The organism is Luteimonas yindakuii, assembly GCF_004803715.2.
GTDB lineage: Bacteria > Pseudomonadota > Gammaproteobacteria > Xanthomonadales > Xanthomonadaceae > Luteimonas > Luteimonas yindakuii.
Genome location: NZ_CP039383.2, coordinates 1,385,540 through 1,408,884, shown reverse-complemented (window position 1 = coordinate 1,408,884; position 23,345 = coordinate 1,385,540). Strand labels below are relative to the sequence as shown.

Here is a 23,345-nt window from a genome sequence, read left to right as displayed (position 1 = left end):
TTTCATTGCGCGGCTGCGCGCCCCGCGTATCCGCCCCCGGGCAAAACTTCCCGACATACGGGTCCAGTCCGTCGGTACCGGCCGCTGGCAGCCGCGGGCAGCCCCACGCGCTGTACCCCAACGTGAACTCCGTACCTCGCGCCTGAGGCGCTGCGATGCGCTTTCGGCGACACTGCACGCCCGTCGCGGGGCCCTGCCTGCGCGACCCATCTCCGGGACCCCGTGAAAACTCCTGCAAGCCTGCTGACGCTGATCGAAGAAGGCGTCATCGATGAAGTGATGCGTCCGCTCAAGAGCGGCAAGGAAGCCGCGGTGTACGTCGTGCGCTCCGGCGACGACGTGCGTTGCGCAAAGGTCTACAAGGACATGGCACAGCGCAGTTTCCAGAAGCGCGTGCAGTACCAGGAAGGCCGCAAGTCGCGCGGCAGCCGCGAGACGCGCGCTGTCGCCACCGGCAGCCGCTACGGCCGCCGGCAGCAGGAGGCCGAATGGAAGAACGCCGAGGTCGATGCGCTGTACCAGCTGCGCGAGGCCGGGGTGCGCGTGCCGGAGCCGCATGGCTTCTTCCACGGCGTGCTGGTCATGGAACTCGTGACCGACGCCGCCGGCTTCTCCGCCCCGCGCCTGGGCGAGGTGGAGCTCACCGCCGAACAGGCCCGCGAGTTCCACCGCGTGCTGGTGCGCCAGGTGGTGCGGATGCTGTGCTGCGGCCTGATCCACGGCGACCTGTCGGCCTACAACGTGCTGGTGGGCCCGGATGGCCCGGTGGTGATCGACTTCCCGCAGGTGGTCAGCGCCGCCGGCAACAACGCCGCGCGCACCATGCTGCTGCGCGACGTCAACAACCTCACCGCCACCCTCGGCCGCTGGGCACCGGAACTGCTCGACACCTGGTACGGCGAGGAGATGTGGGCGCTGTTCGAGGCCGGTGCGCTTCAGCCCGACACCGAGCTCACCGGGCAGTTCACCTTCGATGAAAGCACCATCGACCTCGACAGCGTGCGTGATGCCATCAACGACGCGCGCGAGCTGGCGCTGATCCGCCAGCAGGGTCGCGAGGCGGCGGACGAGGATTGACCCACGCATGACGCCAACGCCTCGCCGCGACACACGCCCGGCCGGAGCAAACTCGACCGGAGCAGGCGCAGCCACCCGCCCCGCACTGCATCCGCGCAACCGGCACCAGGGCCGTTACGACTTCGCACGGTTGCTGGCGGCACGTCCCGCCCTGTCGGCGTATATGCTGACGACGCCGCGCGGCGACACCAGCATCGACTTCGGCAACCCGATGGCCGTGCGCGAGCTCAACCGCGCGATCCTCCACAGCGATTACGGCATCGCGCACTGGGACCTTCCGGACGGCGCGCTGTGCCCACCGATCCCGGGCCGCGCGGACTACCTGCACGGGTTGGCCGACCTGCTGGCGGTGGATCCGGGCGATGGCACGATCCCGCGCGGCATGTCGGTCCGCGCGCTCGATGTGGGCGTCGGCGCCAGTTGCATCTACCCCTTGCTGGGCCACGCCGAGTACGGCTGGCGCTTCACCGGTACAGACATCGATGCGACCTCGCTGCAGGTGGCCGCGGCGATCGTCCATTCCAACCGGCTCGACAAGGCGATCACGCTGCGGCAGCAGCCGCGTCGCGGCAACGTCTTCCGCGGTGTGGTCGCCGACGACGACCGCTACGACGTCACGCTGTGCAACCCGCCCTTCCACGCCTCCGCCACGGAGGCCGCGCAGGCCAACCAGCGCAAGCGGCGCCAGCTCGGCGGCGCCGGCGCGCCTGCCACCGCGTCGGCGCTCAACTTCGGCGGGCACGCGCACGAGCTGTGGTACGAGGGCGGCGAGGCGGAATTCCTGCGCCGAATGGTGCGCGAAAGCGTCGGCTTCGGTGCGCAGGTGCTGTGGTTCAGCAGCCTGGTCGCGAAGTCCGCGCATCTTCCCGGCGTGCGCAGGCAGCTGCGCGAGGCAGGCGCGCTGGAGGTACGCGAAGTGGCCATGGCGCAGGGCAGCAAGCAGAGCCGCTTCGTCGCCTGGAGCTTCATGGACTCCGCGGCCCGCGAGGCATGGCGCGCCACGCGCAGATAGGCCCGTCGGCACGGCCGCCGTAGCGCGGCACGCAACGCGCCGATCAACCGCACGCGATCACTGGTGGTCGAACAACGCCGGCCCGGCCTCGCGCATGAAGATGCCCAGCGTCACCGGCCCCACGCCCTTGAATGCAAGCAACCGGCGCTCGAAGTCCGCGCGGTCGTCCGCTGCTTCGGCAATGCCGAGGATCCGACCGTCGTACTGCGCGATCAGCGTGCGGCACAACAAGGACAACCGCTCCGCCGTGGATTCGTCGTAACGCCTGTAGCCGCCGTCGCCCAGCATCCGCACCAGCTCACGGTGGCTCAGGGCGCACAGCTTGCGCGGCGTGTCGCAACCGTGGGTTTCCACGATCACCCGCCAGGTTTCGGCGGCGATCGACTGCGAGATGCGGTTGCCGAACAGGAAGCTGGCCAGGAACCACTTGAATAGCGACAACTCGTCGCCCCGATGCAGCTCGAAGCCGAGGTCGCGTGGCAGCAGCTGGCGACGCATGTCGTGTCCTTGCCGGAGTGCCGACCGCGAACGGACTAGCCGCCGCGCACGCGCAGCGTCAGCCCCTTGAGGAAGTTGCGCAGCAGCTGGTCCCCGCAGGGACGGAAGTTGCGGTGTCCGGCCTGGCGGAACAGCGCCGACAGTTCCGGCTTGGTCACCGGGAACCCCGCATCGGCAAAGATGCTGTGCATGTCGATGTCGGTCAGCTCGAACGCCACCCGCAGCTTCTTCAGCACCACGTTGTTGCTGATGCGCTTTTCCACCGGACGCGGCGCCCTGCCCTCCTCGCGCCCGCGCAGATGCACGATCAATCCGTCGAGGACATGCGCCAGCACCTCGTCGCTGCAGGGGAGGTGCCCCGGCTCGTCCTCCTTGAGCAACATGGCACGCACGTCGTCCTTTTCGATGGCGAACCCGGGATCGGCGAGGCGCGCGAGATCGACCAGCTTCTGGTCGCTCAGGTCGAGCATGTAACGGATGCTGCGCAGGACGTCGTTGGTGATCATCGATCCACAGGTGGCTGGGCGTGCCGCAGTGTACCGGACGGTTCCGGCGGCACGGCGCGTGGCATCGCATTCTGCCGTTCGTGTCCGCCCGCACTGCCTGCCCGCTGCATCCCCCGCCCGCCTGTCCGGCCGTCGACGACGCATGCGTTGTGACTGGTTGTGGGCGCCAGGCGTGGCCGGCGCCGGATACGCGGAAGGGAGTTCCACCATGAACTGCAAATGCGAAAGTCATCCCGGCGGAGACGGCCCGCGCGACTACGTCCAGGTCGAGGACGGGCGGCGCTGGGTCGCGGATTCGAAAACCCAGTGGCTCGCCGCGCAGGCGATCCGCCATCTCAATGGCGCCGGCCGCGAGGACGAGGCCTATTACGCGCATGCGGTGGCCCTGCTGCGGGAGCAGGAAGACGCGGCCGATGCGCTCGTCCGGCTCGCGCACCAGACCGTGGGCGATCCGACGTTGCGCTGGAACCTGTTGCACCTGCTCGGCGATGCGGGCAATGCGTCATCGGCGGGTTATCTCGTCGAAGCCGCGATCGAACGCCTGCCGGAACGCAGCCGGGAAGGCTGCGAAGGGCCGTTCGACACCGAACTGCTCAACCGCACGATGGCGGTGCATGCGATCGCCGCGATCGCCACGCGCGAGCGGGAGGTCGCCGGCCAGCTGCTGCGCATCGTCGAAGCCAACCCGGAGCGCGCCGTGCTCGTCGAGGCGGTCAAGGCCGCCGCCGATGCCGGGTTGCAGGACCGCGTGCGCGAACTGCTGCCACAGGAGCACCACTGGATGCTCGACCTCAAGCGCGTCAACCACCAGCAGGTCCAGGCCGACCCGGGCCGCAAGGACGAGGTCGACGGACGTTTCCGGCCACCGGCGCAGGACGCGGCGCGACAGGTGCCACAGGCCTGCGGCTTCACCAGGAAGGAGTAAGGACATGGCCAGCTGCACTGCAAGCGTCCCGGACCTCGTCACGTCCGGGGACAATCTCTACGGGCCGCGGATCTGCTCGCAACCCTTCGTCGACTGGGCCTGGCAGGTCTTCGACTTCGACCAGGGTGACTGGGACCAGGGGTTCGGCCATCACGACGTCTGCAACAACCGCCTGCCGCTCTCGCGCGCACTGTCGGGCATCTGGTGCCTCACCTACTCGTCGCCAAACTTCCCGCGCGAGTCGTACGACTCCAACATCCTGGAGTGGGGCTGCCGCTTCGCCCGCAACAACATCGACGAGCTCGACGCCCGTTGTGGCAGCGGCGGCGCCTTCGCCCGCACCCAGTGGGGACCGATCGTCGACAACTGGACGCAACTGTTCCTGCCGTTCTTCTATGACCAGGGCGTGAGCCGCCGCGCCGGCACCCTGCTGCACGAGGCACGCCACGCCGACGGCAAGGGCCATGACCGCGGCAACAACGATTCGTCCTGGGAATACAACGGCGCCTGGCGCTGGCACGTGGCCTGGCTTGCATGGTTCGCGGCGGAAGGCCGGCACACCTCGGCGGCGATGCGCACCCAGGCGCGCCAGCGCGCGAACAACATCCTCAACGGCAACTTCGACACGCATCCGGGTTTCAACGTCTGACGGCCCGGCGCTGCGGGACCGGCGGCATGGCGGCTCGCGAACGCGCGGCAACGCGGGCAGCCGGTTCATCCGGCTGCCCGCGTGTCATCACCGGCCCGGTCAGAACCGGTAACCCACCCGCGCGTAGTAGAAGCCGCCATTGAAACCGTACGGCGCGTGCACGGGATAGCGTGCACCGGCAACACCGCCCCACGGGTTCTCGTCCGGCACCTTGTCGAACAGGTTCTGCGCGCCGACGTTGACGTACAGGCCGGACTCGAACTTCCAGCCGACCTCGGCATCCACGGTCACGGCGCTGCCGCCATAAATCGGCAGGCCGCCCTCCTCGGCGAGGATCACGTCGCTGTCGAGATGGTCCTCGTAGAACGAGCTGAAATAGTTCACCCGCAGGTTGGCATTGAAGACCTCGCGCTGGTGGTTGAGGCTGAAGTAACCCTTGGTGCGCGGCAGCGACTCCTCCAGCTTCTTCACCCGCGCTTCGGAAATGATGCCCGGCGTATAGCTGTCGACTTCGGTGCGGTTCCAGTTGGCCGCCAGCGAGTACGTGGTCGCGCCGCCGAAGTGCGCGGTGTTGAGGCTGGTCACCAGGTCGACGCCGGTGGTGGTGGTGTCGAAGTCGTTGACGAAGAAGCCCACGCGGCTGAGCGTCGCCGCCTCGCCGATGCCCGCGGCCACCAGCGCCGCGCGGTCGGCATCGGTCAGGGTGAAGTCGGTACTGCGCGCGATGCGGTCGGTGACCTCGATGCGGTAGGCGTCGAGCGTCGTCTGCCAGCCTTCGCCCACCCAGACCAGGCCCAGCGAGGCGCTCTTCGATTCCTCCGGGGTCAGCGGCTCGCCACCGTAGAACGCAGCGACCGGGTTGGTGGGCGGCAGGGTGGCGGTGTCGCGCAATTCGCCATCGATGAACGCGCTGGTGACCTGGCTGACGTTGGCCTGCCCCGGGGTGGGCGCGCGGAAGCCGGTGTTGATGGCGCCACGCAGGGCGAACGCCTCGGTGAAGTCGTAACGGCCCGTCAGCTTCCAGTTGGTGGTCCCGCCGAAGTCGCTGTAGTCCTCGTGACGGACCGCCGCCGCCAGCAGGAACTGCGGGGTCAGGCGCGCTTCGGCGTCGACATACAGCGCCCAGTTGTCGCGGCTGAAGGTGCCCGCGATCCGCGGGTTGAACCCGGGAAAGCCATTCGATCCGATGCTGAAGCCCTGCTGGGTGAGCGGGCCGATCCCGAACGACGCCGGATCGCCGGCCTTGATCTCGAACTCCTCCTCGCGCCACTCCGCACCCATGGCCAGCCGGATCGGCCCGTCGGTGAAGCCGTTCTCGATGTCGTGGCCGACGTCGAAGTTGACGTTGCGCTCGGTCTGCACGTTGCCGCCGGGGTTGAAGCGCAGGCCGGACGGTTGCTCCGGACCCTGCGATGCGTTGACCGTGTTGAGCAGGAAGAAGTCGACGTCGTTGCGACCCCAGGAGAGGCTGAAGTCCCAGCTCCAGCTGCCGGCCCACATGCCTTTGGCGCCCGCGGTGACGGCGCGGTCCTCCATCTCGCCGCCGAAGTTCGGGGTGAAGCCGCCCGGCAGGCTTTCGAGGAAGGTGAAGCAGTTGTCCGGCAGCGCCGCGACCTGCGCGCCAACCGTCGCATACGGGATCAGGTTGCCGTCGGCATCGCGCAACGCGACCGTCGGGCAGGCGCCGCCGTCGAGCGAGCCGATCAGCAAGGTCTCGCCGCCGTCGTTGGTGTAGACGCCGGCGCGCGAGGTGGGATCGCGGTAGTAGAACCCGCCGATCACTTCGCGCCGGGCGTAGTTGCCGAACAGGTAGAAGTCCGCGACTTCGGTCGACAGCCCCGTGTTGGCGACGAACTTCAGGTCGTGGTCGGTCTCGGGCGAACCCCACACCTGCACCGGGTTGGCGACGCCCGGGTAACCCGCGGCGGCGGCGGCGGCCGCATCGTCGCGCTGCACGCTACGCGAGGTCGGGTCGGCGGTGCGCCACTCCGCGGTGAGGGTGGCGAAGCCGTTCGCGGTCAGCGGCAGGCCCACCTGCGCCGAGTACTGCTGGGTGAAACCGTCGCCGTCGTAGAACTGGCCGCCGAAGGCTTCCACGGTGCCGCCGGCCTCCAGACGCTTGAGCCCGAAATTGATGACGCCGGCAATGGCGTCCGAGCCGTACTGCGCGGCCGCGCCGTCACGCAGCACTTCCACCTGTTCCAGCGCCAGCGAAGGGAACACCGAGATGTCCGGGCCCTGCGAGCCATCGGACAGGCCGTGGCCGAGGAAGGTGATGACTGCCGCGCGGTGGCGGCGCTTGCCATTGACCAGCACCAGGGTGCTGTCCGGCGGCAGTCCGCGCAGGTTGGCCGGGCGCACCAGGGTGGCGGCGTCGTCGATCGGCACGGTGCTGACGTTGAACGACGGAATCAGCGTGCGCAGCTTGTCGAGCACGTCGACCGAGGGCTGGTTGTGGAACTGCTCGCCTTCGATGATGTCGATCGGCACCGCCGATGTCGTTTCCGACCGCGGGCTGGTGCGCGAGCCGAGCACCGAGACCGTACCGAGCGTGGTGGTCCGCTGTTCTTCCGGCTGCGGCGCCCGGGTCTGCGACTGGGCGCTGGCGATGCCGGCCGCCGAGAGCATCGCGGCGGCCAGCGCGAGCCGGACACCGACGGACAGGGAATGGCGCGCCGGCAGGCGCCCGGGATTCAGGTGCGTCATCGAAATTCCTTCTTGGATGGATGGGATACCGCTCCTTGGCCGTGTCGCCCCTGTCCGCACCGGCTCGTTTTGCGTCTAACAGAAACTTAATGTCCTTGCAAGGAACAATTTCCGGCGCGCAGCGCCGGCTGCCGACTCCGGAGCGCCGTGGGGGCTTCGGGTCGTTGCGATGCGGCCGATACGGGCGTTGTGAGCGCGTGGCGCCGGCACCCGCGGCAACGTGTTTCCCGCGTCCGTACATGCCCCCCGTCGGGCAAGGACACAGCACCGTCACTGCGAAGTGCCGCAGGCGTGACGATGGATGAGGTGCCCGTATGGCGCGCGGAACGTGCTTGCAGCGTTGCGGCCGGCTGCCGCACCGGGCCGCCGGCCATCCTCAGCTGCCGCTACGCCTGCACCCGGCGAAGAACCGCAGCATCTCTGCGGAGGCATCGGGCCCCTGCGGGTCGGTGTAGCTGCCGCTTGCATCGCCGCCGGACCAGGCGTGGCCGGCGCCGTGGACGACCCAGTGTTCGGCCGCGATCCGCCCGTCGGCCGTGCGATGCACGGTCCGGGTCGCGCTTCGTCCGCCGGGCGCGCTTGCGCGTTCGACGGCACTGGTCATGCCCGCGTCATCCGCCGCACGGTCGAGGCTCTGTTCGACCACGCCCAGACCGTTGCCGGGATGCACGGTGGCGTCGCCGTCGCCGTGGAAGACGATCGCCGGCACCGGCGCGGCGGTGCTGAAGGACGCACGCCTGCGTCGTCCGCTGCCCTTGCGCATGGCGGCGAACGCGGACGGCATGTCGCGGGCCACCCCCACCGGCAGGCCGGAGTGGACGCCGATGGCGGCGTAGACATCCGGATGGGTGCTGGCGAGCACCGCGGCCATCGCGCCACCGGCCGAGAGCCCGGCCACGTACACGCGCCCGGCGTCCAGCCCGTGGGTGCTGACGAGGTGCCGGGTCAGTGCGGCGAGGATCGCCGGCTCTCCCCGATCACGCTGCTGGTCGCTGCCGCGGAACCAGTTCCAGCAGCGGTTCTGGTTGCGCTCCGCCGACTGCGCGGGCCACGCCACGACGTAACCGTGTCCGTCCGCCAGCTGATTCATGCGGGTGCCGCGGGCGAAGTCCTCGGGCGTCTGCGTGCAGCCGTGCAGCATCACCAGCAGGGGCGCGCCGGCTGTTTCGAGGCCCGGCGGAATGTACAGGCCGTACTCCAGCTCGCCAGCCGCGCAGGAAAAACGCAGGCGCGGGAAATTGCCGTCGCCGGTTCCTTCGCCGGACGCTGGCCGGCGCCACGGCGTCACGCCTGCATGCGTTGCCCCCTCGCCCGTCGTGGAGCGCGGCCACGTATACGGCTGCCCCGCAGTCGGCCCAGGGCGGAGATCCGCTGCCGCGTGGTGGTCGGCGGGCGGCCTCGCGTCGTGCGCCTTCGTGTCGTCGATGACCCGGAACTCGCCCTCCAGGCAGGCGCCACGACCGGCTACATCGCCGCGGGCGTCGTGTGCAGCAGGCGCGGCGGGTGCCGGACCCGCGTTGCCCGCAAGCGCGTCCTGCAGCGTGCGCGTGGCGGCCTGCAGATCGCCGGCCTGCATCAGGCGCATCGCCCGACGCATGGTGTCGTTGTCGTGATTCATGGAATTCCTGGTCAGTGGATGCGGCCGGCCAGCGCGGCTTTCACCTTCGGGCTCGCCTGCAGCGCGCCGAGGACGGCGATCGACTCGATCACCTCCCGCGCCAGCTCCGGGCTGACGTCGTCGGCGATGCGCACAAGCCCCAGGGCCTGGATCCGCAGGCGCTCGCCGGCGTCGCGCGCGGCCTCGAGCTCGCGGCGTCCGTAATCCTGCAGGCCGACGACGAGGGTCCGCCGGGCGACCGCATGCCGCAGCACTTCCCCATGGGTGGCCAGCTGGTTGCGGATGGCGGTGCGGATGAGATCGGTGCGGTTGGAATAGAAACCTTCCTGCACCAGCAGGTCGATCTGGCCCAGATCGACAACGCCGAGATTGATGGTGAGCTTCTCGCTGTCGGCAATGGGGCGCGGGCGCGGGTCAGACATGACAGGGCTCCGGAAGGCTTACGCCATCCTACCACCATCCACATGGATGGTGCGGACGCAAAAATTACAGGGTGAATTCCAGGCAACGTCGACCTTCAGGACCGAAGGGTGACGGCTCCTCACGCATCGCATCGAATGCCCGGCCAGCCGACGCGGCCATGCCCGCCGCGTGTCTAAACTTCCGCGAATGCGTAGACAGGCAGGCGGGAACAACCCACGGAGGAACAGCGACGACACCGGAGTGCCCGTGATCGCCGACGACCGCGAACTCCTGCACGGCATCCTGGTCCACGACATCCGCCGCGATCTACGCCGCCACCTGCGTCCGATGCTGGCCTGGTACCTGCTGTTCACCGCCTTCGCCACGGTGGCGGCGGCGCCGCTGACCACCTGGTCGCTCGCCGCGCTGTTGCACTGGATCGAGCGGCCGCTGGCCGGCGACCTCGACGGCCTTCGCGACAACCTGCTGGCGCTGGCCTGGCTGGTGCTGGCCGGCGCGCTGTCGTGGTACGTGGTGATGCTGCAACAGGCCGGCATGCTGCTGGTCTCGGCCAGCCGCGGCTGCCGCTACCGCACGGCGGCGGCGGCGCTGCTCGGCATGCTGCGACGGGCGCTGCCGCTTGCCATGCTCGCCGCCTGCCAGGTCGCCACGCACGCGCTGCTGGCCATGCCGTGGCTCGCGATCGGCGCCGGGCTGTACCGGCTGCTGCTGGGCGGCTACGACCCCTACTTCGTGGTGATGGCGCGCCCCGCCGCGCTCTGGTGGTTCCTTGGCGCCTTCCTGCCGGTGCTGGCGGTCGGCCTGCTGCTGCACGCCACGCTCTACTTCCGCTGGCTGCTGGCCACGCCCGCGCTCGTGCTCGAAGGGCTGTCACCGATCAGTGCGCTGTTGCGCAGTCGCGACCTCACCCGCGGACGCCACCTGCGCATCGCGGTGCTGGTGGTGGGCGTGGCGCTCACCATCGCCGCCCTGCCACTGGGCGTGACCGCCCTGTACGACCGTGCGGCCACGCCGCTGCTGGACTGGATCCCGCCGTATCGCCTGCTCACCAACGCCGGCATGGTGGTCTACCTCACCCTGTATGCCGCCACCGTGCTGGGCGTGCTGCTGCTCGGTACCACGGTCAACACGCTGCTGGTGCGTGCGCTGTTCCACCGCCTCGGCGGCGCCCGCGGTGGCCGCGCCGTCGATGCCACCCCGCCCCACCCCGGCCGCTTCGTGTGGGGCGCGGAAGCCGCCTTCCTCGCGGTCGCGCTGGTGCAGGCGTCACTTGCGGTGGCGAGCATGAACCTGCGTGCCGACGTCACCGTGACCGCGCATCGCGGTGCATCGACGGTCGCGCCGGAGAACACGCTGGCGGCGTTCCAGGCGGCGATCGATGCCGGCGCGGATGCGATCGAGCTGGACGTGCGGCTGAGCGCGGACGGCGTGGTGGTCGTGTTCCACGACAGCGATTTCCGCCGCGTCGCCGGCGACCCACGCACCGTGGTGCAGACGCCGCTTTCCGCGATGCGCGACATCGACGTCGGCAGCTGGTTCGACCCGGCGTTCGCCGGCGAACGCATCGCCACGCTGGCCGAGGCTCTCGCCTTCATCGACGGCCGCGCGCTCGCCCTGATCGAGCTCAAGCCCGATGCCGACAACGCGCACGCGCTGCTCGATGCCACCCTGCGCGCGGTGGAACGCGGCGGTCACGACGATGCGGTGATGCTTGGCTCGCTGTCGCCGGAGCTGGTGCGCAGCGCCCGCGAAGCGGCACCGGAACTCCCGCTGGCACTGTTCGCGAATGCGGCATTGCCGGGCACGGCTCGGCGCACCGACTTCGACATGCTCGGGCTGAATCACCTGCAGATCGACACCGCCGCCCTTGCCGATGCACGCCGCCGCGGTTACCTGCTGCAGGCGTGGACGGTCAACGACCCGGAGCGCATGGCGCGCTACATGGACCTGGGCGTCGACGACATCAGCACCGACGTGCCCGCGCAGGCGGTGCGGCTGCGTGCCGAACGCGCGGGGCTGACCGATGTCGAGCTGTTGCTGGCGCGCCTGCACAGCTGGTTCCGGCGTTGAGGGTGCCGCGTGTTCCGGCACGCCCGCGCGCAACCCGCGTCAGACGTGGAAATGGCACAGGGTCACGATCTCGTCGTCGCTGAAGCCCGGGTAGTGGATCCTGAGCCGCGCAAGCAAGCCCTGCGGCGTGCGGCAGTCGGGATCGTGCTCGAACCGCAACGCGTCCGCGTCGATGTCGCGGAATACCCGCAACTCGGTCTCAAGGCCGACCGGCGCGGAGAGGCGGCCATCCCCGAGTCGCAGGCGCGCGACCGCGACCCCGTGCCAGCGCGTGCCCCGCCGCACCGTGGTGTTGCGACCCGGCAGGAACGTGGCATTGGCGAATTCGAGTATCGGCAGCGTGGCGGTCATGGCCGCAGGATAGTCGTGCCCGACGCTGCAACGGTCGACCCATGGCGACGCCCCGGTACACTGCGCCTCCCCGTTTCCGGCAGCCTTCCATGTCCGATCCCGTACGCCTGGCCCGACGCGTCATCGAGTTGACCGGGTGTTCGCGCGCCGAGGCCGAGCAGTACATCAAGGGCGGCTGGGTGTCGGTCGACGGCCAGGTGGTCGAGGATCCCGCGTTCCGGGTGACGGCGGAGGCCGTGGTGGTCGATCCCGCCGCGCAACTGGCGGCTGCCGAGCCGGCGACGATCCTGCTGCACAAGCCGGTCGGCTACGACACCATCAGCGGCCGGCAACCCGCGGCGACGCTGGTGCAGCCCGACAGTCGATGGAGCGAGGATGCTTCCGGCGTGCGCCTGCTGCAGCGCCACTTCAACCGATTGACGCCGCTCGTGCCGCTCGACGCCGAAGCCAGCGGACTGATGGTGCTGACCCAGGACGGCCGCGTCTGGCGCCGCCTCTCCGAAGACCGCGACCTGATCGAACAGGAATACGTGGTCGAAGTGAGTGGCGAGATCGCGCCCTACGGGCTGGCCCGGCTCCGGCACGGCCTGGAGTACGGCGGACGCGCGTTACCGCCCTGCAGCGTGAGCTGGCAGAACGAGATCCGGCTTCGCTTTGCCCTCAAGGGCGTCCAGGGCGGGCAGCTGCGCCACATGTGCGCGCAGGTCGGCCTGGACGTGGTCGCGATCCGCCGCATCCGCATCGGCAAGGTGTCGCTTGCGAAGATGCCCGTGGGCATGTGGCGCTACCTGCCGGTGGGTGACCGCTTCTGAGCGGGCGCGCGTGATGCGCGCGCCCTGCTGCCACTTCAGCCCTGCAGGGTCGGATAGTCGGTGTAGCCGCGCTCCGCGCCACCGTAGAAGGTCGAGGCATCGGGCTCGTTGAGTGCGGCGCCGACGCGGAAGCGCTCCACCAGGTCCGGATTGGCGATGAACGGCCGTCCGAATGCCACCGCGTCGGCCATGCCCGACGCGATCAGCGTGTCGGCGCGGTCGGCGGTGTAGCCGCCGCAGAAGATCAGCACGCCCTCGAACGCCTCGCGCAGCGCACGGCGGAACGCGTCACCGAGCTTCGGTCCGCCGGCCCAGTCCGGCTCGGCGATATGCAGGTAGGCGATCCCACGGCGGCTGAACTCGCGTGCCAGGTACAGCGCGCTGTCCTCGGGCTCCGCATCGGCAATGCCATGCCCGGCGAAATGCGGCGACAGGCGCACGCCGACGCGACCGGCACCGAGCACGTCGATCAGCGCGTCCACCACGTCCAGCGTGATCCGTGCACGGTTCTCCAGCGCGCCGCCATAACGATCGGTGCGGGTGTTGCTGTTGGTCGACAGGAACTGCTGCAGCAGGTAGCCGTTGGCGGCGTGCAGCTCGACCATGTCGAAACCGGCGCGGTCGGCGCGCTGCGCGGCCTTTGCGTAGTCCGCCACGATGCCGGCGATCTCATCGGTCTCCAGTGCGCGCGGCATTGCCGTGGGGACATTGCCCGGCGTGCCATCAGGCTTGACCACGAACGCGTTGGCACCCTCGGCAACGATCGCCGACGGCGCCACCGGCGTCGCGCCGTCAGCCTGCACCAGCGGATGCGAGATGCGGCCGACATGCCACAGCTGTGCGGCGATCCGCCCGCCGCGCGCATGCACCGCTTCGGTGATCTGCTTCCAGCCCGCTTCCTGCGCATCGTCGTAGATGCCGGGTGTCCACGCGTAGCCCTGGCCCTGCGGCGAGATCTGCGTGGCCTCGGAGACGATCAGCCCCGCGCTGGCGCGCTGTGCGTAGTACTCCGCGTTGAGTGCGGTGGGCACGTCGCCGGGCTGGCCCGCGCGCGATCGCGTCAGCGGTGCCATGACGACGCGGTTGGGAAGCGCCAGCGCGCCGGCCTGGACCGCTGAAAGCAGGTGGGAATGCATCGGAACTCCGTGGAACGCATGGGGACAACCGATATGGGGATGCTGCACGTGCTTCGCAAACCCGGCTGCCACAGGCGATCGCTGCCATTGCAGGAACAGCCTTGGATACCGCTGCGGCGTGGTCCGCTTCACGCGAGCGGCAACGCGCCGATTGATAGGGTGGCTGCGTGCGAAACCGACCAATGAAGGAGACTGCGTAGTGATCATCCAGTTGAACACCGATAACCACATCGACGGCACCGAAGCATTGGAAGCGCGCGTGAATGCGTTGCTCGAGCAGCACCTCGGACGCTTCTTCCCGCGGTTGAGCCGGATCGAGGTGTACCTGTCGGACAGCAACTCCACCAAGGGCGGCCCCGCCGACAAGCGCTGCGCGATCGAGGCACGGCTGCAGAGCGATGCACCGTTGGGCGCCAGCCACGACGATCAGGACATCGACCGCGCGGTGCGTGGCGCCTGCGACAAGCTCAAGGCGCTCCTGGATACGCGCATCGGGAAGGAGCGCGGCTACTGAAGAGGGGCGTCATCCCCCGGGCAGCCGTGGCGCGTCGTGCGGCTCGCCTCCCACGAGGTACCGCCGCTTCGTTCTAGCCATGCCGCCTGCGGTGCCGCTCCAGCGTGCCGGACACCCGATCGAGCGCGCCTTCCACCTCGCGTGCAAACCCGCCCGCCGGCAGATGCCGCACGGCGGAATGCGCGGAGCAGACGATGCGGGTATCCGCCCAGTGCGAGGCCAGCGCGCGGGCCCAGGCGGCATAGGCATCCGCGGCACCGCGCTCTGGCCTGAGCGCACGCGCCAGCATCGGATGCATGCGCAGCGACGACTGCGGCAACATCGCCCCCAGTCGTCCCGGTGCGGCGATCACGTTGAATGTGTCGTCGACATGGACGATGCCACTGTGCCGATGGCGCACCAGCACCGAAGCCACGTGCACGCGCTCGTCCGGGCAGTCGAAATCGACGCCAGCGGGCACCGACAGATCGAACATGTCGGCAAATGGATGTTCCCCGCCCCATGTTTCCATCGGCGCTTCCGACCACGGCAGCGAGGGAAACAACCGCCGGTGGCGCGCGGTGCCATGCAAGCGCGCGGAAGGAAACAGCCGGTGCGTGGCCTCCACGTGCAGGGTGTGGAAGGGATGCACATGCACCACTGCATCCACCTGCGCGCCATCGCCGGTCAGCGCCAGCAGCGCACTCCGCTGCGCGTCATCGAGCGCACAGCCATCAATCACGACGAAGCGTCCATTCGGTCGTCGCACGAGCGACATCTGCGTGCCGATATCGAGCACGCCGCCGACTCGGTACACGCCGCGAAGATTCCAGAAGGTGTCGGCAAGCTGCTGCATGCCGCCAGCATAGGCGCGCGGCGTGAAGGCGGTTGCGACCGTCGGAATTCGGGGTGGAATCCCAGCCTCCGACGCGGGTGAAGCGACGGATGCGGCTGGACGCAGGCGTCTGCAGCCGGCCACGGCGCGCAGGCGATCAGCAGCCCGCGTACTTCCAGTGCCGAGACTTGCCCTCGGCCAGCCACGCGACCGCCTCGGCGACGCGCCGCGCACGTGTCTCGTCGCGCTTGGCCTCGGTGATCCAGTCCGCGTACTCGCGGCGCTTGCCGGGTGGAAAGTTGTCCCAGGTGCGTCGTGCCGCCGCGTTGCCGGCCATCGCCGCGGCAAGGTCGGGCGGCAGGCTGGGCGGCGGCTTGGGCGCGCTCACCGCCCGCGCGGCGCCGCCCGCATCCACCAGCGCCATTGCCGCATGCACGTGGCGGGTGGTGTCTCGCTTGGCCGGCAGGTCCGCGACCGAGGCGAGGCGGCCGTACTGCCCCATCCCCGGTGCCAACGTGGGATTCGTCTCCACCACCTGCTTCCCGAGCCACAGGTTGAACGCCGCGTGCTGCTTGAAGGCGGCCATGCCGGCGATCAGCTTGCCGCGATAGGTGAACGCCGGCGCGCCCCACTTGATGGCTTCTTCCACGTCGGGACAGGCGGCGTGCACGCGCGCACGCAGCTCGGCGAGGATCGGCTGCGCGAAGTCGGCCTGGCGGGCGATGTAGGCGTCGATGCGCGGGTCGGGCGTGGGCATGGCGGCGGTCATCCTCGAGGCACGCGGGCAGCAGGGTTGCCGATGCGCTGGCGGCCCGATGGTATTGCCGCGTGCAGCGGATTACACGCAGCGTCGGTGCCGCCGCCGCTTACCCACCCCGTTCGAGATACTGCGCGGCTTCCTTCCCGTACACCTCGTAGCCCGGCGCCAGGTGTGGCAACAGCAGGCGCACCCAGGCACGACTGGCCAGCCGTGTTTCGCGGGCACAGCCGCTGGCGCGCTCGGCAGTGAGGTCACCGGCGGCCACCATGCCGGCGAACGCGGTCGGGTCGGTGCCGTAGATCAGGCATTGCAGGTTGAAGTAGCGCTGCTCACCGAGCGCGTGCTCGGCGGCGTAGGCGTAGAGGTTGTAGGCGCCGGTGCTGCGCGACAACAGCCAGTTCGCGGCCATGCGCAGGTTGGCGATCGTCTCGGCCGGGGTTTCGTCCAGGCCGGCGAAGCGCAGCATCAGGATCGCGGCGAGCTGGTCGACCGCATCCTCCTGGCGACCGGTGATCGGCAGGTCCAGCAGGTGCGCCAGTGCGTGCCCGGTCTCATGCAGCACGATGAAGCGCACGTTGGCCAGCACGTAGCGCGACGGGTAGTCGTCGGCCAGGCCGAGGTCGCGTTGCTGCTCCTGGCCGCGCTGGTAGAGCGTGCGCAGGGTTTCGTAGCACAGCGCCACTTCCGCCTCGTCCGGCCGGTAGAACGCGCCGAACTCGCCGCACTCCGTGGTGACGTAACGCACGCGCCGCGGCAACGCGAACATGCCGTCGATCGCCTGCACCTCGGGCAGCCGGTGCCACAGGTCGGCATCGCGCACGCGCTGGTGGATCTGCTGCAGGCCGGGCGACTGCGGCGCAAGGTAGGCGTATTCGAACGCGGGGGCCGCGGGCCGTGCCGGTCCCGCCTCCGCGGGCACGCGCGCGCGCACCACGGTGCGCGGCAAGGGATTGGCCAACCGCGGACCCGCGCGGGCGTACGCATGCGCGTCCGCAGCGGTGTCCGGCATGCAGGCGCAACCGGACAGCGCCGCCAGTGCCAGCAGCAGCGCGATCCTGCAGGGGTGGAAAGACATCGGCACGGCGGGACCGGTCCAGGCGGCGGATCGGCACGCAGTCTGGCAGACGCAGGCGCGGGCACAAACCCGCCCGCAGGCCCCCTACTGCGGTGCGCCGCTCAGAACACCGACAACCCGGTCATCCGGGTGAAGCGGTGCAACGCATAGCCGCCCAGCAGCGAATTGCCCTTCCGGTCCAGCGCCGGCGACCACACGCACAGACCCATCACGTGTGGAACCACCGCCACGATCGCTCCGCTGACGCCGCTCTTGGCCGGCAGCCCAACGTGGAACGCGAAGTCGCCGGCGGCATCGTAGGTGCCGGCCGTCATCATCATCGCGTTGATGCGGGTGGCGCCCTCGGCGGTGGTCACCTGCTGGCCGGAAGGCCCGCAGCGGCCGCCATCGGCGAGGTACTGCATGCTGCGCGCCAGGTCCACGCAATCCATGCGCAGCGAACACTGCAGGAAGTAGAAGTCGAGCACGTCCTGCACGTCGTTGTGCAGGTTGCCGTAGCTGCGAATGAAGTTGGCCAGCGCCACGTTGCGATGGCCGCTCTCGCGCTCGGACTTCGCCAGCTCGACATCCGCGCCGACCTCCGGGTTGCCCGAGCGCGCGCGCATGAACTCCAGCAACGTGGCCTCCGCGTCGCCGTAGTTCGAAAGCACGACGTCGGCGGTGACGATCGCGCCGGCGTTCATGAACGGGTTCCGCGGGATGCCCTTCTCGTGCTCGAGCTGGATCAGCGAATTGAACGGATCGCCCGAGGGCTCGCGATCCACCCGCTTCCACAACGCGTCGCCAATCGCTTCCAGCGCCAACGTCAGGGTGTACACCTTGGACACGCTCTGGATCGAGAAACGCTCGCGCGCGTTGCCGACCTCGTGCACCGTGCCGTCCAGCAGCGCCAGCGCCATGCCGAAGCGGTCCCTCGGCACGTCGGCCAGCGCCGGAATGTAGTCGGCCACCTCGCCCCTGTTCTCCCCGAAGCGCTGGCGCACATCCTCGTTGATGGTCCCGAGGATGTCGTCGAGGTCGAGCCGGCTGATGTCGTAGGGGTTATTCGGTGGCTTGCGCATGCGGGCTCCGTCCGGCGGTCAGGCGTAGAGGGCGTCGTAGCCGGCGCGATCCACCTGGCTCAGGCCCAGCCGGTCGAACTGCTCCCACATGCCGTGCCAGCGTGCCGCGTCGCGAGTCACCGGCGCCACCAGCCGTGGGCAGGTGTCGGCGATGATCGCGTCCATCAAGGCTGTCGGCTGCGTCTCGCTGTAGCGGTACCAGATCGCCGCGGCCTGCGCGGGATCATCGCGGCACAGCTGCGCGCCCTGCCCGATCAGCCGCGTCACCGTCGCCACCACATCGGGATGCTCGGCGAGGAAGCCCTGCGAGGTGAACAGCTCCAACGCGGAGAAGTTGTGCATGCCCACCTGGTGGGTGGCGATGAAGTGCGCGTCCATCCCGGCCAGCCGCGCCTCCACGCCCTCGAAGTTGGCAAAGCACAGCCACGCGCCGTCGTAACCGGCACGCAGGTTGTCCAGATGCGCGAAGCCCGCTTCCTCGATCCGCACCTGCGCCGCATCGAACGCCGCACCCTGTTGCGTGCACCAGCGCGCAAGGATCTCCACCGCGATCGCGTCGGTCACCCCGCCCGCCACGGGGGATGCCAGCCGCACTGCGCCTCCGTCGAGCAGACGCTGGCCGGCCGCGCGCTGCAGCAGGATGCCGCCGTCGGTCTCGAAGAAGCAGCCCAGTGCCTTCAGCCCCGGGCGGTGCGCATCGATCATGTGTAGCGGCTCGTTGCAGGCGAACGCGATGTCGCCGCTGACGGTCGCCGCCAGACCGTCGTAATGGTCGTCGGGCACCAGCAGTTCCAGCTCCAGGCCCGCATCGCGGTACCAGCCCTGGTCGATGCCGGCCATCATCGGCAGGTGATCGGGATTGAGGAACCACTCGAGCGACAACTGGAGTTTCATCGGGGCAGCACCGCGGAGAAAAGGCGCTACAGACTAGTCCACCGCGCACGCAGCGCGAAGGTGGCAAGGACGTCGGCCATGTCGTTATCAGGCTGGCGCCCGCGGGTAACGACTCCCATCCCTGCGGCGACGCCACGCCTGCGAAAGCCGCTTGCAGCATCGCCGCGAGAACTATCCCGAAGCCCACACGGACTACCGCGCCAGCAACCGCCTGGTCCAGTCCAGCAGCACCAGCGGCAGGCGCTCCGGGGTCGACAGCAGCGCGTAGTGGCCGGGGCCGAACACCTTCGGCAGGTAGCCGGGAGCCTGCAGGTCGACGGTGAGGCAGAACGGAAAAATCCCCTGCAGGAGCGCTTCGGTGACCGACTGGCGCATGTCCTCGACGCCGAACAGGCCGTCATAGCGGTCGGCGTCATTGGGCTTGCCGTCGGACAGCATCAGCAACAGGCGGTGTTCGGCCGGCTGGCGCATCAGCAGCGCGGTGGCGTGGCGGATCGCGGCCCCGGCACGGGTGTAGTTCTCCGGTTCGAGGCCGGCGATGCGCAGCGCGACGTCCTGCCCGTACAGCTCGTCGAACCCCTTGAGCATGCGCATGGTCACGCCGTGCGGACCTTCACCGGAGAACGCCATGACCGAGAACGGTTCGCCCAGGCCCTGCAGCGCCATGCAGACCAGCAGCAGCGCTTCGCGTTCGACGTCGATCACCCGCCGGCCGCTGCCGATGAAGCCATCGGTGGAACCGCTCGCATCCACCAGCAACGTCACCGCGATGCTGCGTCGACCGGGCCGGCGTGTTTCGTACAGGCCTTCGCGCAGGAACCCGCCGGCAAGCAGGTCGGCGCGGCCCTCGACGCAGGCATCGATGTCGATGTCCTCGCCGTCACCCTGCCGGCGCAGGCGCACGCGCTCGGGCCGCAGCGCCTCGAACTGCCGGCGGATCCCGTCCAGATGCGAACGGTGGCGCGCCAGCGTGGCGTCGATCCAGGCGGGGTGGCCGTGTACCGGCGGCAGCATGCGCACGGTGGTGCCGTGCTCGATATACGACGCGTTCGCGTGGTCCCACTCGGGGTAACGGAAGCGCGTGTCGCCCTCGCCCTGCGCGTTGAATTCGAGCTGCGCGCGGCTGGCCGGCGGGTCGTCGGACAGCAGCACTTCGCGCGGCGGATCCGGCGCGGCCACCATCCGCGTGGATGCGAGCTCCGACAGCATGTCGCCGTACTCGTCGGCACTGGTCTCGTCGTCGCGGTCCACCGGGCGCTGCAGGCCGAAGGGATCCTCGGCGACTTCGTGCGGTGCATCCTGCTGGATCATCCACACACCGGGTTCACCAGGTTTGTCCTCGTCCTCGATCGCATCGCGCTCATCGGGACGACGTTCCATGCGTGCGCTGCGCACCTTGCCGTCGTTGTCGTCGCCGCCCTGGCTGGACGGTGTGCCGTCCAGCAGACGCGCGATTCCACCACCGGCGCGCAGTTCGCCGGTCCACAAGTCGCGATACAGCGGCATCGCACCGAGCCGGCGTGCGTCGACGGGATCGATCGCCCACTCCGCCAGCAGCTGGCGTGCGCGCGTCAGCGAAACCTGGACGGTGCCCACCGGCGTGGACGTCGCGCCGCCATCGAGGTCGCGTTCGAGGATCCCGCGCACCAGCCGCTCCACCGGCTGGCGTGCGGGTGCGAAGGCCTGCAGCGATGGACGCGCCGCGAGCGCCAGCTGCCGCAGTCGTCGCAACGCGGGCATGAGCCCCGGGAATTCCCGTGCGATGTCGAGTTCCGAGGCCTGCGCCTCCAGTACCAGCGCGGTATCGCGCAGCAGCGGATCGGGTTCGGCCAGTAGCGCCTGCGCCGTGCCGCGCATCGCCCGCCGCGCCTGTTGCAACGCCATCGCACGATACAGCTCCGAGGCTTCCACGACGTCGCAGGTGCCAAGGTGGGCCGGCAGCCAGATGGCCTCGCCACTCGTCGCCGGCAGCGACTGGCGATGACGCGGATAGGCGCGTGGGTGGAACACCCGGTGCAGCAGGGTCGGCCGTGCCGGCGGCAGCGCCGAACGCATCGGCAGGCTGGTGCCGCAGGCGGCGGAGATCAGCAGGTCGAGGCGTCGTGCCAGTGATGCAAGCGCGACCGGTGCATCGGGCTCGCTTGCGTAGTGGCGTCGCCAGGTATCGCGGATGAACACCGTCGCATGCCGCGCGGCATCGACGACCAGGTCTTCGGCTTCGGCCACCTCGGCATCCGCCTACGGGAACATCGCATCGACGAGTTCGCGCATCGCACCGAGCAGGGTCGGGTCGTCGCTCAGGGGCGAGATCACCGCGACATTGCAGGCATCACGTACGCCGATGCCGCTGGCGACCAGCCGGCCCGCGGCAATCAGCAAGCGCGTGCTCGGCACTTCGGCCAGCCCGCGGTCGCGCAGCGAGCGCAGGCGACCGGCCAGCTCCACCAGAGCGACCGCGGTGCCCGCTTCCACCCCACTTTCCCTGACGACGATCGCGGCTTCCGCCGCCGGCTCCGGAAAGCCCAGCTCGATGGCCACGAAGCGCTGGCGCGTGCTCGGCTTGAGGTCCTTGAGCATGCGCTGGTAGCCGGGGTTGTACGAGATCACCAGCTGGAAGCCGGGCGCGGCCTCCAGCGTCTCGCCGGTGCGGTCGATCGGCAGCATGCGCCGGTAATCGGTGAGCGGATGCAGCACCACGATGGTGTCCTGGCGCGCTTCCACCACTTCGTCGAGGTAGCAGATCGCGCCTTCGCGCACGGCCCGGGTGAGTGGGCCGTCCTGCCACACGGTGTCGTCGTGGCGGATCAGGAAACGACCGATCAGGTCGCTTGCGGTCAGGTCGTCATGGCAGGACACGGTAATCAGCGGCCGCCCCAGCCGCCACGCCATGTGCTCGACGAAGCGCGTCTTGCCGCAACCGGTCGGGCCCTTGAGCATCACCGCCAGCCCATTGGCATGGCACTGCTCGACGACCGCCACCTCGTTGCCGCTGGGCAGGTAGTACGGCCCGGTGCCGGCCGGGCCCGTGCGTGCATCCACCGGTCAGCGCCCCGTGCGTACCTGTGCGCCGGCATCGACCGGGTCGTCGACGATCACCTCGTCGGTGATCACGTTGAACTGCGGGCGGTGGCGGAAGAAATCGTAGATGAACATCGCAACGCCGGTGGCGAACACCGTGGCGGTAAGGATCAGCATCAGGAAGTGCACCTGGATCTTCAGCTGCGCATCCAGGTAGCCCATGCCCATGATCCGCTCCAGGTACACCTGCGCGATGCCCGCGGTGCCGAACGACAGCGTCATCCCGAACATGCCCGACACCTGCAGCCAGAACGCCCAGTAGCCCAGCGGCGAGTAGCTGTTCTGGGGCCGGTTGGTCAGGCCCGGCAACGCATAGGTGATCATCGCCATGATGATCATCGCGTAGGCCCCGTAGAACGCCGAGTGCGCGTGCATCGCGGTGATCAGCGTTCCGTGGGTCCACTTGTTGACGCTGGGCCAGGTGTGCGCGAGGCCGAGCAGGCCGGCACCGAACAGGGCGAAGATCGCGCTGCCGATGGTCCAGTGCAGCGCCAGCGTGTTGGGATGCTTGACCCCGCCGCGTCGCATCGCCGCATAGGCGTAGATCGCCATCGCAGCCAGTGCCAGCGGCTCGAGTGCGCTGAAGAAGCCGCCGATCGGCAGCCAGTACTGCGGCACGCCCACCCAGTAGTAGTGATGCGCGGTGCCGAGGATGCCGGCGAAGAACACCAGGCCGACGATCACGTACAGCCACTTCTCCATCACCTCGCGGTCCACGCCCGACAGGCGGATCAGCAGGTAGGCGAGGAAGCCGGCCATGATCATCATCCACACGCCTTCCACCCACAGGTGGATCGTCCACCAGCGGTAGAAGATCGAGACGGTGTAGTTCTCGTAGTGCAGCAGCGCCGGGATATACAGCACCGCCGACAGCGCCAGGCCCAGCAGCAGCACGCCCTCGGTGGTGGTCAGCCGCCCCGACTTCCTGATCGTCATGCCGATGTTGTAGAGGAAGATCAGCATGCAGATGACGATGACGATCTTGTGCGGCAGCGGCTGCTCCAGCAGCTTGTTGCCGGTGCCGTAGCGGAACAGGTAGCCGATCACCGCGGTGACGCCCATCAGCGTCCACAGGACCAGCTGGATATAGGCGAGCTTCGGGCTGTGCAGCTCGGTGCGCGATTCCTCCGGCACCAGCCAGTAGGTGGCGCCCATGAAGCCGGTCAGCACCCACACGATCAGCAGGTTGGTGTGGATGGTCTTGGTGACGTCGAACGGCAGGATGTAGAGCAGCGGATCCGGGCCGAGGTACTTGGTGGCCGACAGCAGTCCGAACACGATCTGCAGCCCGAACAGCACCATGGCCACCGCGAAATACCACCAGGCCACCGATTGCGACTTGTAACGCATGGACGATCTCCCCGTG

At 69.2% G+C, this 23,345-nt stretch carries 22 protein-coding genes; 7 read left to right on the top strand and 15 right to left on the bottom strand.

What is annotated here, in order from left to right; translation table 11 throughout:
- The first annotated feature begins 222 nt into the window (after positions 1-222).
- Together E5843_RS06415 and rlmF are read left to right on the top strand one after the other, a co-directional pair.
- Positions 223-1,077, top strand: coding sequence for a PA4780 family RIO1-like protein kinase (locus tag E5843_RS06415; protein ID WP_134673223.1), 855 nt, complete (start codon positions 223-225; stop codon positions 1,075-1,077).
- A gap of 7 nt (positions 1,078-1,084) precedes the next feature.
- Positions 1,085-2,089 (top strand): 23S rRNA (adenine(1618)-N(6))-methyltransferase RlmF, encoded by a 1,005-nt coding sequence (rlmF, locus tag E5843_RS06410; protein ID WP_141065810.1) that lies wholly within the window; start codon positions 1,085-1,087, stop codon positions 2,087-2,089.
- A gap of 57 nt (positions 2,090-2,146) precedes the next feature.
- Here the strand turns inward: rlmF and E5843_RS06405 are convergent, their stop codons facing one another.
- Both E5843_RS06405 and E5843_RS06400 read right to left on the bottom strand, forming a co-directional pair.
- On the bottom strand, positions 2,147-2,587 hold the full coding sequence (locus E5843_RS06405) for an HhH-GDP family DNA glycosylase (protein WP_136412173.1): 441 nt from the start codon (positions 2,585-2,587) through the stop codon (positions 2,147-2,149).
- Between the two features lie 35 nt (positions 2,588-2,622).
- On the bottom strand, positions 2,623-3,093 hold the full coding sequence (locus E5843_RS06400; RefSeq protein WP_134673220.1) for a YehS family protein: 471 nt from the start codon (positions 3,091-3,093) through the stop codon (positions 2,623-2,625).
- Between the two features lie 208 nt (positions 3,094-3,301).
- Between E5843_RS06400 and E5843_RS06395 the strand changes: the two genes are divergently transcribed.
- The gene (locus E5843_RS06395; RefSeq protein WP_141065809.1) at positions 3,302-4,018 is read left to right on the top strand and encodes a hypothetical protein; all 717 of its coding nucleotides are present in this window, start codon (positions 3,302-3,304) and stop codon (positions 4,016-4,018) included.
- 4 nt (positions 4,019-4,022) lie between these two features.
- Positions 4,023-4,667 (top strand): hypothetical protein, encoded by a 645-nt coding sequence (locus E5843_RS06390; protein ID WP_134673218.1) that lies wholly within the window; start codon positions 4,023-4,025, stop codon positions 4,665-4,667.
- Between the two features lie 99 nt (positions 4,668-4,766).
- Here E5843_RS06390 and E5843_RS06385 read toward each other — a convergent pair whose 3' ends face one another.
- The 3 genes from E5843_RS06385 to E5843_RS06375 form a co-directional block, all read right to left on the bottom strand.
- Positions 4,767-7,373, bottom strand: coding sequence for a TonB-dependent receptor plug domain-containing protein (locus E5843_RS06385; protein ID WP_141065808.1), 2,607 nt, complete (start codon positions 7,371-7,373; stop codon positions 4,767-4,769).
- Between the two features lie 376 nt (positions 7,374-7,749).
- A complete protein-coding gene (locus tag E5843_RS06380; RefSeq protein ID WP_166815923.1) occupies positions 7,750-8,991 on the bottom strand; it encodes an extracellular catalytic domain type 1 short-chain-length polyhydroxyalkanoate depolymerase in 1,242 nt (413 codons plus the stop codon).
- Positions 8,992-9,002: 11 nt separating this feature from the next.
- A complete protein-coding gene (locus E5843_RS06375; protein ID WP_136412170.1) occupies positions 9,003-9,413 on the bottom strand; it encodes a CopG family transcriptional regulator in 411 nt (136 codons plus the stop codon).
- A 247-nt stretch (positions 9,414-9,660) separates the two neighbouring features.
- Here E5843_RS06375 and E5843_RS06370 point away from each other — a divergent pair, with 247 nt between their 5' ends.
- A complete protein-coding gene (locus E5843_RS06370) occupies positions 9,661-11,484 on the top strand; it encodes a glycerophosphodiester phosphodiesterase (RefSeq protein WP_166815921.1) in 1,824 nt (607 codons plus the stop codon).
- 39 nt (positions 11,485-11,523) lie between these two features.
- Here the strand turns inward: E5843_RS06370 and E5843_RS06365 are convergent, their stop codons facing one another.
- On the bottom strand, positions 11,524-11,835 hold the full coding sequence (locus E5843_RS06365) for a hypothetical protein (RefSeq protein ID WP_134673213.1): 312 nt from the start codon (positions 11,833-11,835) through the stop codon (positions 11,524-11,526).
- An 89-nt stretch (positions 11,836-11,924) separates the two neighbouring features.
- On the opposite strand from E5843_RS06365, the gene E5843_RS06360 reads away from it, so the two are divergent.
- Positions 11,925-12,647, top strand: coding sequence for an rRNA pseudouridine synthase (locus E5843_RS06360; RefSeq protein WP_136412167.1), 723 nt, complete (start codon positions 11,925-11,927; stop codon positions 12,645-12,647).
- 35 nt (positions 12,648-12,682) lie between these two features.
- Here E5843_RS06360 and E5843_RS06355 read toward each other — a convergent pair whose 3' ends face one another.
- Positions 12,683-13,783, bottom strand: coding sequence for an alkene reductase (locus E5843_RS06355; protein WP_136412166.1), 1,101 nt, complete (start codon positions 13,781-13,783; stop codon positions 12,683-12,685).
- A 199-nt stretch (positions 13,784-13,982) separates the two neighbouring features.
- Here E5843_RS06355 and E5843_RS14115 point away from each other — a divergent pair, with 199 nt between their 5' ends.
- Positions 13,983-14,297, top strand: a complete 315-nt coding sequence (locus E5843_RS14115; RefSeq protein ID WP_166815919.1) for an HPF/RaiA family ribosome-associated protein — start codon at positions 13,983-13,985, stop codon at positions 14,295-14,297.
- Between the two features lie 73 nt (positions 14,298-14,370).
- On the opposite strand, the gene E5843_RS06345 is transcribed toward E5843_RS14115, so the two are convergent.
- The 8 genes from E5843_RS06345 to E5843_RS06310 all read right to left on the bottom strand — a co-directional run bounded on the left by E5843_RS06345 (position 14,371) and on the right by E5843_RS06310 (position 23,329).
- Positions 14,371-15,132 (bottom strand): hypothetical protein, encoded by a 762-nt coding sequence (locus E5843_RS06345; RefSeq protein WP_136412164.1) that lies wholly within the window; start codon positions 15,130-15,132, stop codon positions 14,371-14,373.
- A gap of 136 nt (positions 15,133-15,268) precedes the next feature.
- The gene (locus E5843_RS06340; RefSeq protein ID WP_136412163.1) at positions 15,269-15,868 is read right to left on the bottom strand and encodes a YdeI/OmpD-associated family protein; all 600 of its coding nucleotides are present in this window, start codon (positions 15,866-15,868) and stop codon (positions 15,269-15,271) included.
- Between the two features lie 109 nt (positions 15,869-15,977).
- On the bottom strand, positions 15,978-16,946 hold the full coding sequence (locus E5843_RS06335; RefSeq protein WP_244240848.1) for a DUF4344 domain-containing metallopeptidase: 969 nt from the start codon (positions 16,944-16,946) through the stop codon (positions 15,978-15,980).
- A 101-nt stretch (positions 16,947-17,047) separates the two neighbouring features.
- A complete protein-coding gene (locus tag E5843_RS06330; protein WP_141065806.1) occupies positions 17,048-18,007 on the bottom strand; it encodes a glutaminase in 960 nt (319 codons plus the stop codon).
- 18 nt (positions 18,008-18,025) lie between these two features.
- Complete coding sequence (locus E5843_RS06325) at positions 18,026-18,901, bottom strand: ABC transporter substrate-binding protein (RefSeq protein WP_141065805.1); 876 nt, start codon at positions 18,899-18,901, stop codon at positions 18,026-18,028.
- 192 nt (positions 18,902-19,093) lie between these two features.
- Positions 19,094-21,127, bottom strand: coding sequence for a nitric oxide reductase activation protein NorD (locus E5843_RS06320; RefSeq protein ID WP_136412161.1), 2,034 nt, complete (start codon positions 21,125-21,127; stop codon positions 19,094-19,096).
- Positions 21,128-21,139: 12 nt separating this feature from the next.
- A complete protein-coding gene (locus tag E5843_RS06315; protein ID WP_141065804.1) occupies positions 21,140-21,940 on the bottom strand; it encodes a CbbQ/NirQ/NorQ/GpvN family protein in 801 nt (266 codons plus the stop codon).
- A gap of 3 nt (positions 21,941-21,943) precedes the next feature.
- Entirely contained in the window at positions 21,944-23,329 is a 1,386-nt protein-coding gene (locus E5843_RS06310) for a cbb3-type cytochrome c oxidase subunit I (RefSeq protein WP_141065803.1), read from the bottom strand.
- Positions 23,330-23,345: the final 16 nt, after the last annotated feature.

Coding starts and splice junctions, on each gene's coding strand:
- rlmF (WP_141065810.1), top strand. CDS start 1,085: ATGACGCCAACGCCTCGCCGCGACACACGCCCGGCCGGAGCAAACTCG.
- E5843_RS06405 (WP_136412173.1), bottom strand. CDS start 2,587: ATGCGTCGCCAGCTGCTGCCACGCGACCTCGGCTTCGAGCTGCATCGG.
- E5843_RS06400 (WP_134673220.1), bottom strand. CDS start 3,093: ATGATCACCAACGACGTCCTGCGCAGCATCCGTTACATGCTCGACCTG.
- E5843_RS06395 (WP_141065809.1), top strand. CDS start 3,302: ATGAACTGCAAATGCGAAAGTCATCCCGGCGGAGACGGCCCGCGCGAC.
- E5843_RS06390 (WP_134673218.1), top strand. CDS start 4,023: ATGGCCAGCTGCACTGCAAGCGTCCCGGACCTCGTCACGTCCGGGGAC.
- E5843_RS06385 (WP_141065808.1), bottom strand. CDS start 7,373: ATGACGCACCTGAATCCCGGGCGCCTGCCGGCGCGCCATTCCCTGTCC.
- E5843_RS06380 (WP_166815923.1), bottom strand. CDS start 8,991: ATGAATCACGACAACGACACCATGCGTCGGGCGATGCGCCTGATGCAG.
- E5843_RS06375 (WP_136412170.1), bottom strand. CDS start 9,413: ATGTCTGACCCGCGCCCGCGCCCCATTGCCGACAGCGAGAAGCTCACC.
- E5843_RS06365 (WP_134673213.1), bottom strand. CDS start 11,835: ATGACCGCCACGCTGCCGATACTCGAATTCGCCAATGCCACGTTCCTG.
- E5843_RS06360 (WP_136412167.1), top strand. CDS start 11,925: ATGTCCGATCCCGTACGCCTGGCCCGACGCGTCATCGAGTTGACCGGG.
- E5843_RS06355 (WP_136412166.1), bottom strand. CDS start 13,783: ATGCATTCCCACCTGCTTTCAGCGGTCCAGGCCGGCGCGCTGGCGCTT.
- E5843_RS06345 (WP_136412164.1), bottom strand. CDS start 15,132: ATGCAGCAGCTTGCCGACACCTTCTGGAATCTTCGCGGCGTGTACCGA.
- E5843_RS06340 (WP_136412163.1), bottom strand. CDS start 15,868: ATGCCCACGCCCGACCCGCGCATCGACGCCTACATCGCCCGCCAGGCC.
- E5843_RS06335 (WP_244240848.1), bottom strand. CDS start 16,946: ATGTCTTTCCACCCCTGCAGGATCGCGCTGCTGCTGGCACTGGCGGCG.
- E5843_RS06330 (WP_141065806.1), bottom strand. CDS start 18,007: ATGCGCAAGCCACCGAATAACCCCTACGACATCAGCCGGCTCGACCTC.
- E5843_RS06325 (WP_141065805.1), bottom strand. CDS start 18,901: ATGAAACTCCAGTTGTCGCTCGAGTGGTTCCTCAATCCCGATCACCTG.
- E5843_RS06310 (WP_141065803.1), bottom strand. CDS start 23,329: ATGCGTTACAAGTCGCAATCGGTGGCCTGGTGGTATTTCGCGGTGGCC.